The following is a 13,586-nucleotide window of genomic DNA, read 5'->3' as shown; positions in this document are numbered from 1 at the left end:
TTTTGTCGCCACTCACAAGGCAACCGATCGCGCCTTTCGATTGCCGGAGTTTTTTATCGTTTAACGGAAACGGTGAAACGCGCTATCCCTTTGTCTTGGTAATTCTCAGGGAAAGCGCCCACGCGCTTCTCCCGGGAAAGCTGCTCACACTTTCCTGGAATTGTTCTGGTTAACCACATTCGAATTGCAGGTAAGATTTTAGGGTTTCATTTGTGTTCCCGCTGCAAAATGGCGAACACAGTGGGAGAAATGGCATGCGGGTCGATCTTTCGCCCACGAGCTTGGGCAGGGTCATAGCAGTCACGGTTGTCGGCACGGCGATCTGTATCGCGGCGGCCTTCCTTGTCGATTCCTACAATTTTCCGTCGCTGTCGCCCGAAGCGTTGCGTTGGGCGCAGCTCACCGACCTGTTGCTGCCGCTCGTGCTGGGTGGATCGTTCTTCTCTTTCCTGATGTACAAGATGCGCCAGCTGGCGATCGCCCAGAAGAATCTGAGCATCGTCGCGGCGACCGACAGCCTGACCGCGGTGTTCAACCGCGGCGCGTTTTCGATGCTGGTCGAGGCCTATCTCGAACAGGCGCGCAGCCAGGCCGTCGTCGATGCCGGCGCCCTGCTGATCGTCGACGCCGATCATTTCAAGACCATCAACGATCGATTGGGCCACGATTGCGGCGATCAGGCGCTCAAGCTGATTGCGCAGACGATCAAGGCCCAGCTGCGCGGCGCCGACATCGTCGGGCGCATCGGCGGCGAGGAGTTCGCCATCTTCCTGCCTGGCGCCGACCCGTCGCAGTCCTGGCTGGTTGCCGAGGGGATCCGGCGGCGCATCCGCGAGGTCGAGTTTGCCCCGGATGGACGGCCCTGTCCGCTCTCGGTGAGCATCGGTGGCGTCGCCTTCAGCGGACCCACCACCTATGCCGACATGTTCCTGACGGCCGACCGGCACCTCTACAAGGCCAAGTCCAACGGCCGCGACCAGGTCAGTTTCGAAACGACCGGGCCGCGCGCCCTGCTGGCCGGTGATCCGACGTTGCATTGAAATGCGGGCGCCAGGCGAGGCTCCGGTCGGGCGCAGGCGCTTTTCAAACTGATCGCGGCAATGCGACCTGGAACACGCAGCGGCGCCGTCAGCTTCCATGGTGTCGACTGCAGCAGGCCTCGTTCCTTAACGCAAGTGTTTCGGTCTAATGGTGGCGCTGCGATCCGTTGGCCTGCCGCATCGATATGATGCCTTCAGATGTACCTAAAATAGTCCTCGCTTGCTGCGTCCGCCGCTGCTTGCGGGTTGGCCGTCCATTTCTGCTTCGAGGTGTGGATCAACCCGATGGCGAAACGGTGGCTGCAGCGTCGCTCGCTATCGCGCGTGGTACCCGCCTCGGCGGCTTGTACCGTTATCCACTGCTCATAGATCGGATGAGTCAGTGATCCAGAAGTCGGCCTAAACTGTTGGAACGACAATTACTTAGAGAACAAATAATCCGTAGAGTTTCCGTTGTTCCATCCTTTCATTTTCCTGATCAGCCATAATGGATTTGTGTCTGACGTCTCAAAGGCCAGTTAATATCTCAGAAATGGGCAAGCAATGCAAAAACTCAAAGGAATTTTAACACGGCATCTAGGCCGGGGGCCTTTTTCACTCCTCGAGTTCGCCTCAAGGTATGGATGCGTGACGCGGCACCTTGTAAAGGATGAAGACATCGATCTCGTCAGTTCCGATTATCCACAAGCGATTTCTTTCCTGGCGAACGAATTCAAGGTTAAAGCCATTTAGTCGCGATCGATACCGGAGGAGGCAGTTTTTGGCCGGCTCTATGATGCAGTCTTTGCGCTTTCATTCTTTTCCACATGCCGATAACAACTGGTCGCGATGGCTGGTTCGTCTGTTCAGCTTTGTGCGGCCTGGTGGCATTCCGATTTCACAACTCACGGCTCGCGAACCCTGCCTTTTCTTCAAATGGAGACGCCACCGAGTGAATTTGGCTTTCGGTTTGCATTTGAACAGTGAACAGGCCGACATCGCGGTTGAGAAATACGGCATGGGCCATGGATCTTGGGTTCGTGATCAAACTATCTCAAGACGCTTCCAATGCCGAGTTACTCCAAGATGAAGTGGACGCTTGGTGGGATCACCAAGACGTGTTTGTCGTTCGACGTCTGCCGGCAAGTCCGAGTGATCTTTTTTGCTGGGCAGGCCTGGTCCCGGCCGTCTCAGACGGCGTAGCCGCCATAACCGTGTGCGACCGGCTTGACCGAGACGGCCGGCTGGACCGCGGGCCAGAGGATGCCTGCCGTGACCGCAAAGGTGATCAGGGCATCGCGTGCGGCCTCGGTCGAGATTTCTCCGGCGCGCGCCGCCTCGCAAGCCCTCACGGCCGCGCCATAGCTCAGGCGCCGGCGTGACGGCGGAAATTCGGTCAGGAAATCATGCATGTCGAACAGCGAGGCGAGCATGCGTTTGTGGCCGGCGCCAACGCTAACGGCAACCGGGGTGAAGAACATCGCGTCGTGCATTCTGGCCTCTCTGGATGGGCGGAAGGGCGGCGGCCGCCGCCCTCCGATCGCGGGTTGGACGCCAGAAAACGCGGCTGGCGGCCCGAGGTTCCCTGAGAGATGCCATGACAGGACGATTTGCTCTTGAGGTCGCTCCCTGCCGGCATTCACGGTTGCGGCTATTTCCACATGCCGCGCATGCGGGCGCCGAGGTCGACGCGGACTTCAGGTCTGTGGCGCGGATCGTCCTTGGCGTGGACGCTCGCCCACGAGGTCTGCTCGAAAGCGCCGAGGATCGAGGCCGGGATGAAACGGGTTCGCGAGGCGTAGACGTGGCGGTCGCCGCGCGCTGCCTGGCCGTGGGTGAAGAAGCGCTGCGGCGTCACCAGATGCAGGCCGTCCTTGGCCCGCGTCATAGCGACGTAAAGCAGCCGGCGCTCCTCCTCGATGTCTTCCTTGGTGCCGACGCCGAGATCGGCCGGGATGCAGCCATCGACGGTGTTGAGCACGAAGACGTTCTTCCATTCCTGGCCCTTGGCCGAATGAATGGTCGACAGGATCAGATAGTCCTCGTTGCGGTGCGGCGGCCCGGCCTGGTCGCTGGTCGCATCCGGTGGATCCAGCGTCAGCTCGGTCAGGAAGCGCTCGCGCGAAGCATAGCCGGAACCGATCTGCTCGAGCTGCATGAGGTCGGTCCGCCGCGTCGTCGCATCCTCGTGGATGCGCTCAAGATGCGGCTCGTACCACAGCCTGACCTGTTCGAGATCGGCCGGCCATTTCCCCGACCGGGCGCGCAGGCCGGAATAAAGCGCAACGAAGGCTGGCCAGTCCTCAGCCGCGCGTTGCGGCGGCCGGTAGCGGGCCAGCCCCATTTCCTCGTCGAGCGATGTCGCCATGGTCTCGACGATGGTGCTCGCCGCCGAAGGGCCGATGCCGGGCAGGAGCTGCAGCACGCGGAAGCCGGCGACGCGGTCGCGCGGGTTCTCGGCAAAACGCAGCACCGAAAGCACGTCCTTGACGTGGGCGGCGTCGAGGAATTTGAGCCCGCCGAACTTGACGAAGGGGATGTTGCGGCGCGTCAGTTCGATCTCCAGCGGGCCGCCGTGGTGCGAGGCGCGAAACAGCACCGCCTGCGATTTCAGCACCGTGCCGGCCTCGCGCTCGGCCAGGATGGCCTGGCAGACATAGTTCGCCTGCTCGGCCTCGTCGCGCACGCTGACCAGTTTCGGCCTTTGCGAGGATTTGCGCTCCGACCAGAGGTTCTTGGTGAAGCGCTCCGACGCCTCCGAGATGACCGCGTTGGCTGCCGCCAAAATAGTCACGGTCGAGCGGTAGTTGCGCTCCAGCATGATGACATCGGCGGCTCGCGCGAATTGTTGCGGGAAATCGAGGATGTTGCGCACTTCCGCGGCGCGAAACGAATAGATCGACTGCGCGTCGTCGCCCACCACTGTCAGTCCGGCGCCGTCCGGCTTCAGCGCCGAAAGGATCGAGGCCTGCAGCCGGTTGGTGTCCTGGTATTCGTCGACCAGCACATGGTCGAAACGCGAGCCCAGATGCGCCGCGATCTCCGGCTCGGCGGCCATTTGCGCCCAGTAGAGCAGGAGGTCGTCGTAATCGAGCACGTTCTGCGCCTGCTTGGCCTCGACATATCGGGCGAACAGAGCCTTCAGTTGTTCGGCCCAGCCGGCACACCACGGAAAGGCCGAACCCAGCACCTCGCCAAGCGGCGCCTGCGCGTTGACAGCGCGCGAATAGATCGCCAGGCAGGTGCCCTTGGTCGGAAAACGGCTTTCGGTCTTCGAGAATCCAAGTTCATGCCGGGCAAGATTCATCAGGTCGGCGGAATCCTCGCGGTCGTGAATGGTAAAGGCCGGGTCGAGGCCGATCGTCAGCGCATAGTCGCGCAATAGCCTGGCGCCGATGCCGTGAAACGTACCGGCCCAGCTCAGCGCGTCGGCGATGACGGACGCGTCTCGGCCCAGCACCTCGCCGGCGATGCGTTCGACCCGCCTGGCCATTTCGGTGGCGGCGCGGCGCGAGAATGTCATAAGCAGAATGCGTCTGGGATCAGCGCCCTTGACGATCAGATGCGCGACCCGGTGGGCGAGCGTGTTGGTCTTGCCGGAGCCGGCGCCGGCGATCACCAGCAGCGGCCCGGCGATCTGGCCGTCGCCATGTTCGACAGCGAGCCGCTGCTCGGCGTTGAGCTTCGCCAGATAGGCGGGCCGCAAGGACGAATCATTGATGGCGATGGTCATCGCCTATCAAGCATCGTTTCCGCTTTGTTCGCAACGGGCGGAAGTCGCCCTTACCGCCGTGGCGCGACACCCGTTGCCGCCGACTGGCGCCGCAAGGCGGCGCGTTCGTCGCCAGGCACCGGCAACGGATCGAAATTGTCAGGCACGTCCTTGATGATCTCCTTGGCGATGCGATAGGTCGCGTAAGCGAAAAGGCCGGTAATGAGCAGACGGATCATGGCGCGATCTCCTTTGGGCAACCAACCTCAGAGCCGCCGTTTGGTTCCAGCCGACGCGGCGTCGTTTGCGAGCGTGCAACCAAAGCCGAACCACCTCGTTGCCTTACGAAGAACCACCTCGTTGCCTTACGAAGGAGAGGGCAGACCTAGGAGGTCGCCATGAAGAGGCTTCTGATTCTGTTGGCCGCCAGCTTGGCGCTCGCCGCCTGCGACGGCGACATCCAGCCAACCAAAGCCCCGGTGCTCGATCAAACCCCGCAGACGGATTCGGCGCCAAAGCCGGCGGCCAGCGGCGATCAGCCGGCGCAATGATCGTTTTAGCGGGACGACAAGGCTGAAGGTAGCCTTCGGGAGAAGAAGGCCGGCGCCGCTTGGGAGGTGAGCTGATAGCGCCGGCCAGGCGGATATCAGGTCCGCCGCAACAACCGAAGATAGCTGAGTCTCTCGCCTGCGTCATGAGGTGGCAGTTTTCGTGCCGGTTCTGCTCGTGCCGTCTGCGCAAAACCAGCTGAAACGGCCGCAAATCCCGCAAGGCCGCGGAAAGAATCCGACCTCAGGCAATGGCCTTGCGCAGCACCGGGCCGCTGGCAATCCCGGCGTCCAGCTGGCACTGCGTCAGCGCCGCCTCGGCCATGATCCACTGTTTGAACAGTTCCACCTTGCGCGTGTAGGGCGCGGTGACCGGGCAGACGAAATACCAGCCGGCGGTGTTGGGGTGATGCACGGCAAACGGCGCCACCAGTCTCTCTGCGCGGATCTCGCTCGCCATATAGGCGCGGTTGGCGACTGCAAAGCCCATGCCGGCATTGGCCGCCTCATAGGACATCATGCAGGAATCGAAATAGATGCTCTTGGTCTCGCCGAGCACGGAACTCGCGCCGGCAAAACCCAGCCACGACTGCCAGTTCTGCGTGCAGGTGTCGGAATGCAGCAGCGTGAAATGCCTGAGGTCGTCGGGCGTCACCTTTGACGGCGGCCTATCGCCGAGAACCTCGTGGAACAGCTTCCTGCTGCACACCGGCGTCAAATCCTCCTTGAACAGCAGGTCCGCTTTGAGGTCGGGAAAGCTGCCGTCGCCATAGCGGATCTCAAGGTCGAACTCGGAGGTGGCGAACTCATTGGTGGCGTAGGAGGTCGAGACGCGCATCTCGATTTCGGGATATTGCCGCTGGAACAGCGGCAGGCGGGCAAACAGCCAGCGCGCCGCGAACGTCGGCAGCACCGAAATCTTCAGCACATGCGCCTGCGACTGTCCGGTCGCCTCCATGCTGGCCGCCACGATGCGCTCCAGCGCCTCGCGAACGCGCGACACATAGGTCTCGCCTTCGGGTGTCAGCGACACCGCATTGCCACCGCGCTGGAAGATCTTGAAGCGCAGCTGGTCCTCGAGGCTTTTAACGCGCTGGCTGACGGCGGAGGCAGTAATAAACTGCTCTTCGCCGGCGCGCGTGAAGTTACGGTGCCGGGCGGCACTTTCGACAATCTTCAGCGAATTGAGGTTGACCTGACTGAGCAGACGCACGCGTTTCGACCTTAAGCTGGGCTTACACTAGCACCAGCATTCCTAATTTTACAGGGGTGGGGAAATTAATCGACAGTTTACCAAGTGATGCCCCCATCCTGGAGAAGTAGAATGAACGCCCATACCATACCTGAACTGCGCTACGCGATGAGCCGAGAAGCCATTATCGGTCATGAGACGGCCTGGAAAGTGTCCGGTTTCGGCGTTGCGCAGTATCTGCATGGCTACGACCCGGCGCTGCTGGCGGCGATCGAAGAGGCGGCGTTGAAGCTCAAGGCCAGCCACGCCGTGCACAAGCACCTCGACCTTACCTTCATCACCGGCGCCGACCGTTTTATCCCGGAGATCAAGGAGTTGCTGCATGACAAGCTGCGCCTGGAACGTCTGTCCGACATGATGGGCACCAAGCTCGAGCCCTATCCGCTGTCGATCGTCGGCTCGACCGTCACTTTCATGAATCCCAAGGACGGCGCCGTCGATTGGCATTGCGACGGTGTCCCGGTCACCGAACTCATTCCGCTGTCGATCAGCAATCCGCTGGTCGGCGGCCATCTCGAAATCTACTGCGACGATTCCGAGACCGGCCGCGCCATCCTTGAATCCGGCCGCGAGATTCCGCGCAACCAGGTCATGCGCATCGACCACAAGATGAACTACGCCACACTCGGCCAGTTTCTCGGTGTGCTGCACCGCACCGCGCCGATCCAGCTCGGCTCGCGCGTCACGCTGGTCCTCAACCAGCGCTCTGTGGCCAAGCCCTATGTCGACGACAATCGCATGTTCTATCTCGCAGCCGATAATGATCACGATCGCGAATGGGTCAACGAACTGGCCGAAGACGTCTGGACGAACCAGCTGCCGGCCTATCGGCGCTTCGAGGAAGAACGTCCCGTTGCGGCGGCGGCCGATGCGCCGGTCCCGGGCGGGTCAAGGGAATCCTGGTAGCCAGAGCATAGAAGTGGACGCCGGTTTGGCCGTCGGTAACATCATGGTCGGCGATAAGGACAAGGCACCGTCTCGGCGATTCCGGGATGGATCGGGCTCGCCATCGGCCCTGGTCTTCGCCGCCGGCGCGGTCGCCCTGTGGTCGACCAACGCGCTGGTCGGCAAATCGCTGCTGGCCAGCCATCCGGTGTCGCTGGTGCAGTTGCTGCAATTTTGTGGAGCGGCTCTGGTGTTCGCCGTCATCCATCTGGCGAGCCGGAAGAGGGGCCTGCAAGACGCAGCCTTTTCCAAGGGTGCTGACGGCACCCTGGCGCCGGTCGCGGTCGGCTTTATTGGCCTGGTCGGCACCATGGTGCTGCAATACATCGCCTTTGCGTCCATGCCGGTGATCGAGGCCAATCTCGTCGCCTACACCTGGCCGCTGATGGTCGCGGCGGCGGTCATCGTGCTGGGCAAGCGGCAACGCCCCGTGCTGCTGGGTTTGACTGCCGTGCTCGGCTTTGTCGGCGTGGCGCTGGTGATCTCGGGTGGCCGCGGCCAGCCTTTTCTCCAGGGCAGCATCGTCGGCTATCTCGCTGCCTTCGGCTCGGCGCTGTGCATGGCCTTCTATTCGATTGCGGTCGCCCGCCTGGCCACACCGTCGGAGCGTTTGCTTTTGCCTTCGGCATTGGTCGGCGTCGGCCTGACCTTGCTGTGGTGTATTCACGACGGCGCAGCCTGGCCATCCAGCGAGCACCTCCTGCTTGGCCTCTATCTCGGCGCCGGTCCGATGGGGCTGGGATATTATTTCTGGTCGCGCGCCTTGAAGCTTGAAGGCGGCGGCAAGGTTGCGGTCATCGCCTATCTGACCCCGATCGCATCGACGCTGCTGCTGACACTTTCGGGCGAAAGGCTGACGCTGACCGCGATAGCCGGTGCGGTCCTCGTCATCGGCAGCTGTATTGCGGTGGGCATAGAACGCTCGGAGGCTGAACATGCTTGACGACGATGAACGCCTCGCCAGACAGGAAGCATTCTGGCTGCTCAAGGAGTTCGGCGCCGAGGCGCCGCTCTACGCCGCCATGAAGGCCGAAAAGGCGATAGAGCAAAAAGATTTCGGCCGGTGCGCCCGCTGGAAGCGCATTCTGGACATACTGGCCGACTCTAAACCTGCGGCGTCCGTGCAGTTGAAATCTGCTGGCGCGAAGTCGGCCGTTTCCAAGTATTAGATTTTCTAATTTGCAACGTTGCAACCTGTTGTGGAAACATCCTCCTGTTCCGATTCTTGATCGTTTATTGAGACTTTAGCGACCCGTTGGGGGGTGCAGCTAGGTCGATACATCAAGAGAAGTCTTAAAAAAAGCCGGCAACTTCATGACCGGCGGGAGAAACAGAATTGCACACCATCGACAGCAAGACCGCTATTGAACTGACTGCTGACATCGTCTCGGCCTATGTCGGCAACAATCCTCTCCCTGCGTCTGGCCTGCCGGATCTGATTGCCAGCGTCAGCGCATCGGTGCGCAAGCTGGGCAGCATTGCCGCCGTGGAAAGCCCCGCGCTGAACCCGGCTGTCAATCCGAAGCGGTCGGTGTTTCCCGACCACATCGTCTGTCTGGAAGATGGCAAGAAATTCAAGTCGCTGAAGCGCCACTTGATGACCGACCATGGTCTCAGCCCGGAGGAATATCGTGGCAAATGGGGCTTGCCGTCGGACTATCCGATGGTGGCGCCGAACTACTCCGCGACCCGTTCGGCACTGGCCAAGTCTTCGGGCCTCGGCCGCAAGCCGGCCGTTCCGGCCGCCGCGGCCAAGGTGACGAAGCGCAAACCCAAAGCCTGAACCAGGCAGCCTCTGAAAAGTCAGTCTGCTGTTTGCAATGGACGGCGCGCTTAAGGCGCGCCGTCTTCATGCCTTATGCCCCCGCCGGCGCCCAGGCCCTTGCGAAGCGCCGCCCTCCCGTGCAAAAGCCCCGGCATGCTTATCATCAACGATCTTTCGCTCCGCATGGCCGGACGCTTGCTTCTCGATCATGCCTCGCTGACCTTGCCGGCCGGCACCAAGGCCGGCCTCGTCGGCCGCAACGGCACCGGCAAGACGACGCTGTTCAAGGCCATCACCGGCGACTTTCCCTCCGAGACCGGCTCGATAAGCCTGCCCAAGAACACCCGCATCGGCCAGGTGGCGCAGGAAGCGCCCGGCACCGAGGAGCCGCTGATCGAAATCGTGCTCAAGGCCGACCTCGAGCGCACCGCATTGCTCGAGGAGGAAAAGACCGCCACCGACGCGCACCGCATTGCCGACATCCATATGCGGCTGGCGGATATCGATGCGCATTCGGCGGAATCCCGCGCGGCCACCATCCTCGCCGGCCTTGGCTTCGACGACGCCGCGCAGCGCCGCCCGGCCTCGTCCTTCTCCGGCGGCTGGCGCATGCGCGTCGCGCTTGCCGCCGTGCTGTTTGCCGAGCCCGACCTTCTGCTGCTTGACGAGCCGACCAACTATCTCGATCTCGAAGGCACGCTGTGGCTGGAAAACTATGTTTCGAAATACCCGCACACGGTGCTTCTGATTTCGCACGATCGCGACCTGCTCAACCGCGCCGTCAATTCCATCGTTCATCTCGACCAGAAGAAGCTGACCTTCTGGCGCGGCGGCTACGACCAGTTCGAGCGCCAGTACACCGAGCAGAAGGAGTTGCAGGAGAAGGGCCGTGTCAAGCAGGAAGCCGCGCGCAAACACATGGAGTCCTTCGTCGAACGCTTCCGCGCCAAGGCTTCGAAGGCGAGACAGGCGCAGTCGCGCATCAAGGCGCTGGAGAAGATGAAGCCGATCGCGGCGATCGTGAACGACACGGTGAGGCCGTTCTCTTTCCCGGAGCCGGTGAAAACGGTGGCGTCGCCGATCATTGCCTTGAACAACGTCAATGTCGGCTACACCGAGGGCCAGCCGATCCTGAAGAAGATGACGCTGCGCATCGATGCCGACGACCGCATCGCGCTGCTCGGCGCCAACGGCAACGGCAAGTCGACCTTCGCCAAGCTTCTGTCGGGCCGGTTGAAGCAGGAGAGCGGCACCATGACGGTCGCGCCGGGCCTGAAAGTGGCTATCTTCGCGCAGCATCAGCTCGACGATCTCAGGCCTGATGAAAACGCCTATGAGCATGTCCGCCGGCTGATGCCGGAGGCGCCGGAATCCAAGGTACGTGGCCGCGTCGCCCAGTTCGGTCTCACCACCGAGAAGATGAACACCGCCGCCAAGGACCTGTCCGGCGGCGAGAAGGCGCGCCTGCTGATGGGCCTGTCGGCCTTCGAAGGCCCGAACCTGTTCATCCTCGACGAGCCGACCAACCATCTCGACATCGACAGTCGCGAATCGCTGATCCATGCATTGAACGAGTTTCCCGGCGCCGTCATCCTGATCTCGCATGACCGCCATCTGCTGGAAGCGACCGCCGACCGGCTGTGGCTGGTCAAGGACGGGGCGGTCAACCCGTATGACGGCGACCTTGAGGACTACAAGACGCTGGTCACCGGCGTGTCCGGCGACCGACGCGGCAAGCGCGAGGCCGAGAAGGCATCAAAGGCCGATCGCCGCCGCGATGCAGCCGCGCGCCGCGCCGCCTTTGAGCCGCTGGCCAAGGAAATACGCGCCACCGAAGCGCTGATGGACCGCATCCGCAAGCGCATCGACCTGATCGAGGACGAGCTCGCCAACCCGGCCGTCTACGAAAAGGATCCCTCGACCGCGACCCGGCTGGCCAAGGAGCGCTCGCAACTGGCACAGCAGCTTGCCGGTCACGAGGAAAAGTGGCTGACCATGTCGGCCGAGTATGAGGAAGGCACGGCGGAGTGATTTACCCTCCCCCTTGTGGGGAGGGTCGATCCGCAAAGCCGAGCGGGGCGGGGGTCTGCGCCGCACCCCACCCCGGCGCTGCGCGCCGACCCTCCCCATCAAGGGGAGGGTAAGATCTGGCCCTACACGCCGCCTGCGAAACCCGCTAAAAACGCCGCATGAACCAGCACGCCAAGCTCAGAATCGGCCACTCCGCCTGTCCGCATGATTGCCCTTCGACCTGCGCGCTCGAGGTCGAGCTGCTCGATGGCAACCGCATCGGCCGTGTCCATGGCGCCAAGTCCAATACGTATACGGCTGGCGTCGTCTGCGCCAAGGTCGCGCGCTATGCCGATCGTGTCCATCATCCGGACCGACTGCTGAAGCCGCTGATGCGCGCCGGCGCCAAGGGCGACGGCGTCTGGAAGGAATCCAGCTGGGAAGCGGCACTCGACGTCGTCGCCGAGAACTTCATCGCGGCCGAGGAAAAATACGGCTCCGAGACCGTCTGGCCTTATTTCTATGCCGGCACGATGGGGCTGGTGCAGCGCGACGGCATCGACCGGCTGCGCCATGCGAAAAAATACTCCGGCTTCTTCGGCTCGATCTGCACCAATCTGGCCTGGACCGGCTGGATGATGGGAGCGGGCGCCTTGCGCGGTCCCGATCCGCGCGAGATGGCGAAGTCCGACTGCGTGGTGATCTGGGGCACCAATGCCGTGGTCACGCAGGTCAATGTCATGACCCACGCCATCAAGGCGCGGAAGGAGCGTGGCGCCAGGATCGTCGTCATCGATGTCTACGAGAACGCGACGATGAAGCAGGCCGATATAGGCCTTGTGCTGAAGCCCGGCACCGATGGCGCGCTGGCCTGCGCGGTCATGCATGTGCTGTTCAGGGAAGGCATGGCCGACCGCGCCTATCTCGAAAGATACACCGACGATCCGAAGGGGCTGGAAGCGCATCTGGAGACGCGCACGCCGGAATGGGCTTCCGCCATCACCGGTCTTGCCGTCACCGAGATCGAGGCTTTCGCCCGCCTCGTCGGCACGACGAGGAAAACCTATTTCCGCCTCGGCTATGGCTTTGGGCGTCAGCGCAATGGTTCGGTCAACATGCACGCGGCGTCCTGCATCGCCGCCGTCACCGGCGCCTGGCAATATGAGGGTGGCGGTGCCTTCCATTCCAATTCCGGCATCTTCAAGCTCAACCAGGATGTGCTGGAAGGCACCGCGATGCGCGATCCCAATATTCGCCATCTCGACCAGTCGCGCATCGGTCCGGTGCTGACCGGCGCAGCGGACGCGCTTTACGGTGGCCCGCCGGTGACGGCGATGCTGATCCAGAACACCAACCCGGTGAATGTCGCACCCGAGCAGCGGCTGGTGAAACATGGTTTTCTGCGTGATGACCTGTTCACCTGCGTGCACGAACAGTTCATGACCGACACGGCAAAGCTTGCCGATGTCGTTTTGCCGGCAACGATGTTTCTCGAGCATGACGACGTCTACAAGGGCGGTGGCAACCAGCACATCACGCTCGGTCCCAAGCTGATCGAACCGCCGGAAGGGCCGCGCACCAACCATTTCGTCATCGAGCAATTGGCGCAGCGTCTCGGCGTCGCCGACCGGCCGGGCTTTGGCCTGACCGAGCAGCAGCATATCGACATCATCCTCGGCAAGCGCGGGCTGGGCTCCTTCGCCAGCCTCAAGGAAGACAAATGGGTCGACCTGCAGCCGGATTTCGAGGCGGCGCATTTTATCGATGGTTTCGGCCATGCCGACAAGAAATTTCACTTCCGCGCCAACTGGAGCGGGCAGGCGGCGCCCAACCGGCCGCCGAAAAGCATGGGCCTGTTCGGGCCGGTGGCGGAACTCCCCGAATTCCCCGACCATGTCGACCTGATCGAGGTCGCGGATGCGGAGCATCCGTTCCGGCTGACGACATCACCGGCGCGCAACTTCCTCAATTCGACCTTCTCGGAAACGCCGGTGTCGAAGGCCAAGGAAGGCCGGCCGGAATTGTTGTTGCATCCGGACGACGCTGCCGCGCTTGGCTTGGGCGACGGCGACCGTATCGAGGTCGGCAACCGGCGCGGCGAGGTGGTGCTGCACGCAAAGCTGTTCGAAGGCCTCAAGCGCGGCGTGGTGATCGCCGAGGGCATCTGGCCAAACAGCGCCCATGAGCGTGGCGAAGGCATCAATGTGCTCACCGGCGCCGACGCACCAGCGCCCTATGGCGGTGCGGCCTTCCACGACAACAAGGTCTGGCTGCGGCCGGCTGGCTGAAGCAATTCCAGGAAAAGTGTGAGCGGTTTTCCGTCCGGAATTGCGTA

The 13,586-nt window shown here is 62.4% G+C and carries 12 protein-coding genes; 8 read left to right on the top strand and 4 right to left on the bottom strand.

Annotated elements, in window-relative coordinates; all coding sequences use genetic code 11:
• Positions 1-254: 254 nt before the first annotated feature.
• Positions 255-1,040, top strand: a complete 786-nt coding sequence (locus NLY33_RS25870; RefSeq protein ID WP_023705331.1) for a GGDEF domain-containing protein — start codon at positions 255-257, stop codon at positions 1,038-1,040.
• A 1,169-nt stretch (positions 1,041-2,209) separates the two neighbouring features.
• Here the strand turns inward: NLY33_RS25870 and NLY33_RS25865 are convergent.
• The 3 genes from NLY33_RS25865 to NLY33_RS25855 form a co-directional block, all read right to left on the bottom strand.
• Positions 2,210-2,512: a DUF982 domain-containing protein gene (locus tag NLY33_RS25865; RefSeq protein WP_023684743.1), complete on the bottom strand. Its 303-nt coding sequence runs from the start codon at positions 2,510-2,512 to the stop codon at positions 2,210-2,212.
• A gap of 158 nt (positions 2,513-2,670) precedes the next feature.
• Complete coding sequence (locus tag NLY33_RS25860) at positions 2,671-4,752, bottom strand: ATP-dependent helicase (RefSeq protein WP_023705329.1); 2,082 nt, start codon at positions 4,750-4,752, stop codon at positions 2,671-2,673.
• 50 nt (positions 4,753-4,802) lie between these two features.
• Positions 4,803-4,970 (bottom strand): hypothetical protein, encoded by a 168-nt coding sequence (locus NLY33_RS25855; protein ID WP_023684745.1) that lies wholly within the window; start codon positions 4,968-4,970, stop codon positions 4,803-4,805.
• A gap of 159 nt (positions 4,971-5,129) precedes the next feature.
• On the opposite strand from NLY33_RS25855, the gene NLY33_RS25850 reads away from it, so the two are divergent.
• Positions 5,130-5,282, top strand: a complete 153-nt coding sequence (locus NLY33_RS25850; protein ID WP_023693936.1) for a hypothetical protein — start codon at positions 5,130-5,132, stop codon at positions 5,280-5,282.
• Positions 5,283-5,523: 241 nt separating this feature from the next.
• On the opposite strand, the gene NLY33_RS25845 is transcribed toward NLY33_RS25850, so the two are convergent.
• Positions 5,524-6,492, bottom strand: a complete 969-nt coding sequence (locus tag NLY33_RS25845) for a LysR substrate-binding domain-containing protein (protein ID WP_023705327.1) — start codon at positions 6,490-6,492, stop codon at positions 5,524-5,526.
• Positions 6,493-6,603: 111 nt separating this feature from the next.
• Here NLY33_RS25845 and NLY33_RS25840 point away from each other — a divergent pair, with 111 nt between their 5' ends.
• The 6 genes from NLY33_RS25840 to NLY33_RS25815 all read left to right on the top strand — a co-directional run bounded on the left by NLY33_RS25840 (position 6,604) and on the right by NLY33_RS25815 (position 13,539).
• A complete protein-coding gene (locus NLY33_RS25840; protein ID WP_023670267.1) occupies positions 6,604-7,437 on the top strand; it encodes a hypothetical protein in 834 nt (277 codons plus the stop codon).
• 13 nt (positions 7,438-7,450) lie between these two features.
• A complete protein-coding gene (locus tag NLY33_RS25835; protein WP_245261183.1) occupies positions 7,451-8,419 on the top strand; it encodes a DMT family transporter in 969 nt (322 codons plus the stop codon).
• Positions 8,412-8,645: a hypothetical protein gene (locus NLY33_RS25830; RefSeq protein ID WP_023684750.1), complete on the top strand. Its 234-nt coding sequence runs from the start codon at positions 8,412-8,414 to the stop codon at positions 8,643-8,645. The genes NLY33_RS25835 and NLY33_RS25830 overlap by 8 nt, the downstream gene beginning before the upstream one ends.
• Positions 8,646-8,812: 167 nt before the next feature.
• Positions 8,813-9,259 (top strand): Ros/MucR family transcriptional regulator, encoded by a 447-nt coding sequence (locus NLY33_RS25825; protein WP_023670270.1) that lies wholly within the window; start codon positions 8,813-8,815, stop codon positions 9,257-9,259.
• 135 nt (positions 9,260-9,394) lie between these two features.
• On the top strand, positions 9,395-11,272 hold the full coding sequence (locus NLY33_RS25820) for an ABC-F family ATP-binding cassette domain-containing protein (RefSeq protein WP_023705325.1): 1,878 nt from the start codon (positions 9,395-9,397) through the stop codon (positions 11,270-11,272).
• A 158-nt stretch (positions 11,273-11,430) separates the two neighbouring features.
• On the top strand, positions 11,431-13,539 hold the full coding sequence (locus NLY33_RS25815) for a molybdopterin-containing oxidoreductase family protein (RefSeq protein WP_023695559.1): 2,109 nt from the start codon (positions 11,431-11,433) through the stop codon (positions 13,537-13,539).
• Positions 13,540-13,586: the final 47 nt, after the last annotated feature.

Origin of the sequence: Mesorhizobium sp. C432A, assembly GCF_030323145.1 — a bacterium.
GTDB lineage: Bacteria > Pseudomonadota > Alphaproteobacteria > Rhizobiales > Rhizobiaceae > Mesorhizobium.
The sequence above is the reverse complement of the archived record's forward strand: the minus strand, read 5'-3'. Positions and strand labels throughout refer to the sequence as shown.

Coding starts and splice junctions, on each gene's coding strand:
- NLY33_RS25840 (WP_023670267.1), top strand. CDS start 6,604: ATGAACGCCCATACCATACCTGAACTGCGCTACGCGATGAGCCGAGAA.
- NLY33_RS25870 (WP_023705331.1), top strand. CDS start 255: ATGCGGGTCGATCTTTCGCCCACGAGCTTGGGCAGGGTCATAGCAGTC.
- NLY33_RS25860 (WP_023705329.1), bottom strand. CDS start 4,752: ATGACCATCGCCATCAATGATTCGTCCTTGCGGCCCGCCTATCTGGCG.
- NLY33_RS25865 (WP_023684743.1), bottom strand. CDS start 2,512: ATGCACGACGCGATGTTCTTCACCCCGGTTGCCGTTAGCGTTGGCGCC.
- NLY33_RS25820 (WP_023705325.1), top strand. CDS start 9,395: ATGCTTATCATCAACGATCTTTCGCTCCGCATGGCCGGACGCTTGCTT.
- NLY33_RS25830 (WP_023684750.1), top strand. CDS start 8,412: ATGCTTGACGACGATGAACGCCTCGCCAGACAGGAAGCATTCTGGCTG.
- NLY33_RS25850 (WP_023693936.1), top strand. CDS start 5,130: ATGAAGAGGCTTCTGATTCTGTTGGCCGCCAGCTTGGCGCTCGCCGCC.
- NLY33_RS25815 (WP_023695559.1), top strand. CDS start 11,431: ATGAACCAGCACGCCAAGCTCAGAATCGGCCACTCCGCCTGTCCGCAT.
- NLY33_RS25855 (WP_023684745.1), bottom strand. CDS start 4,970: ATGATCCGTCTGCTCATTACCGGCCTTTTCGCTTACGCGACCTATCGC.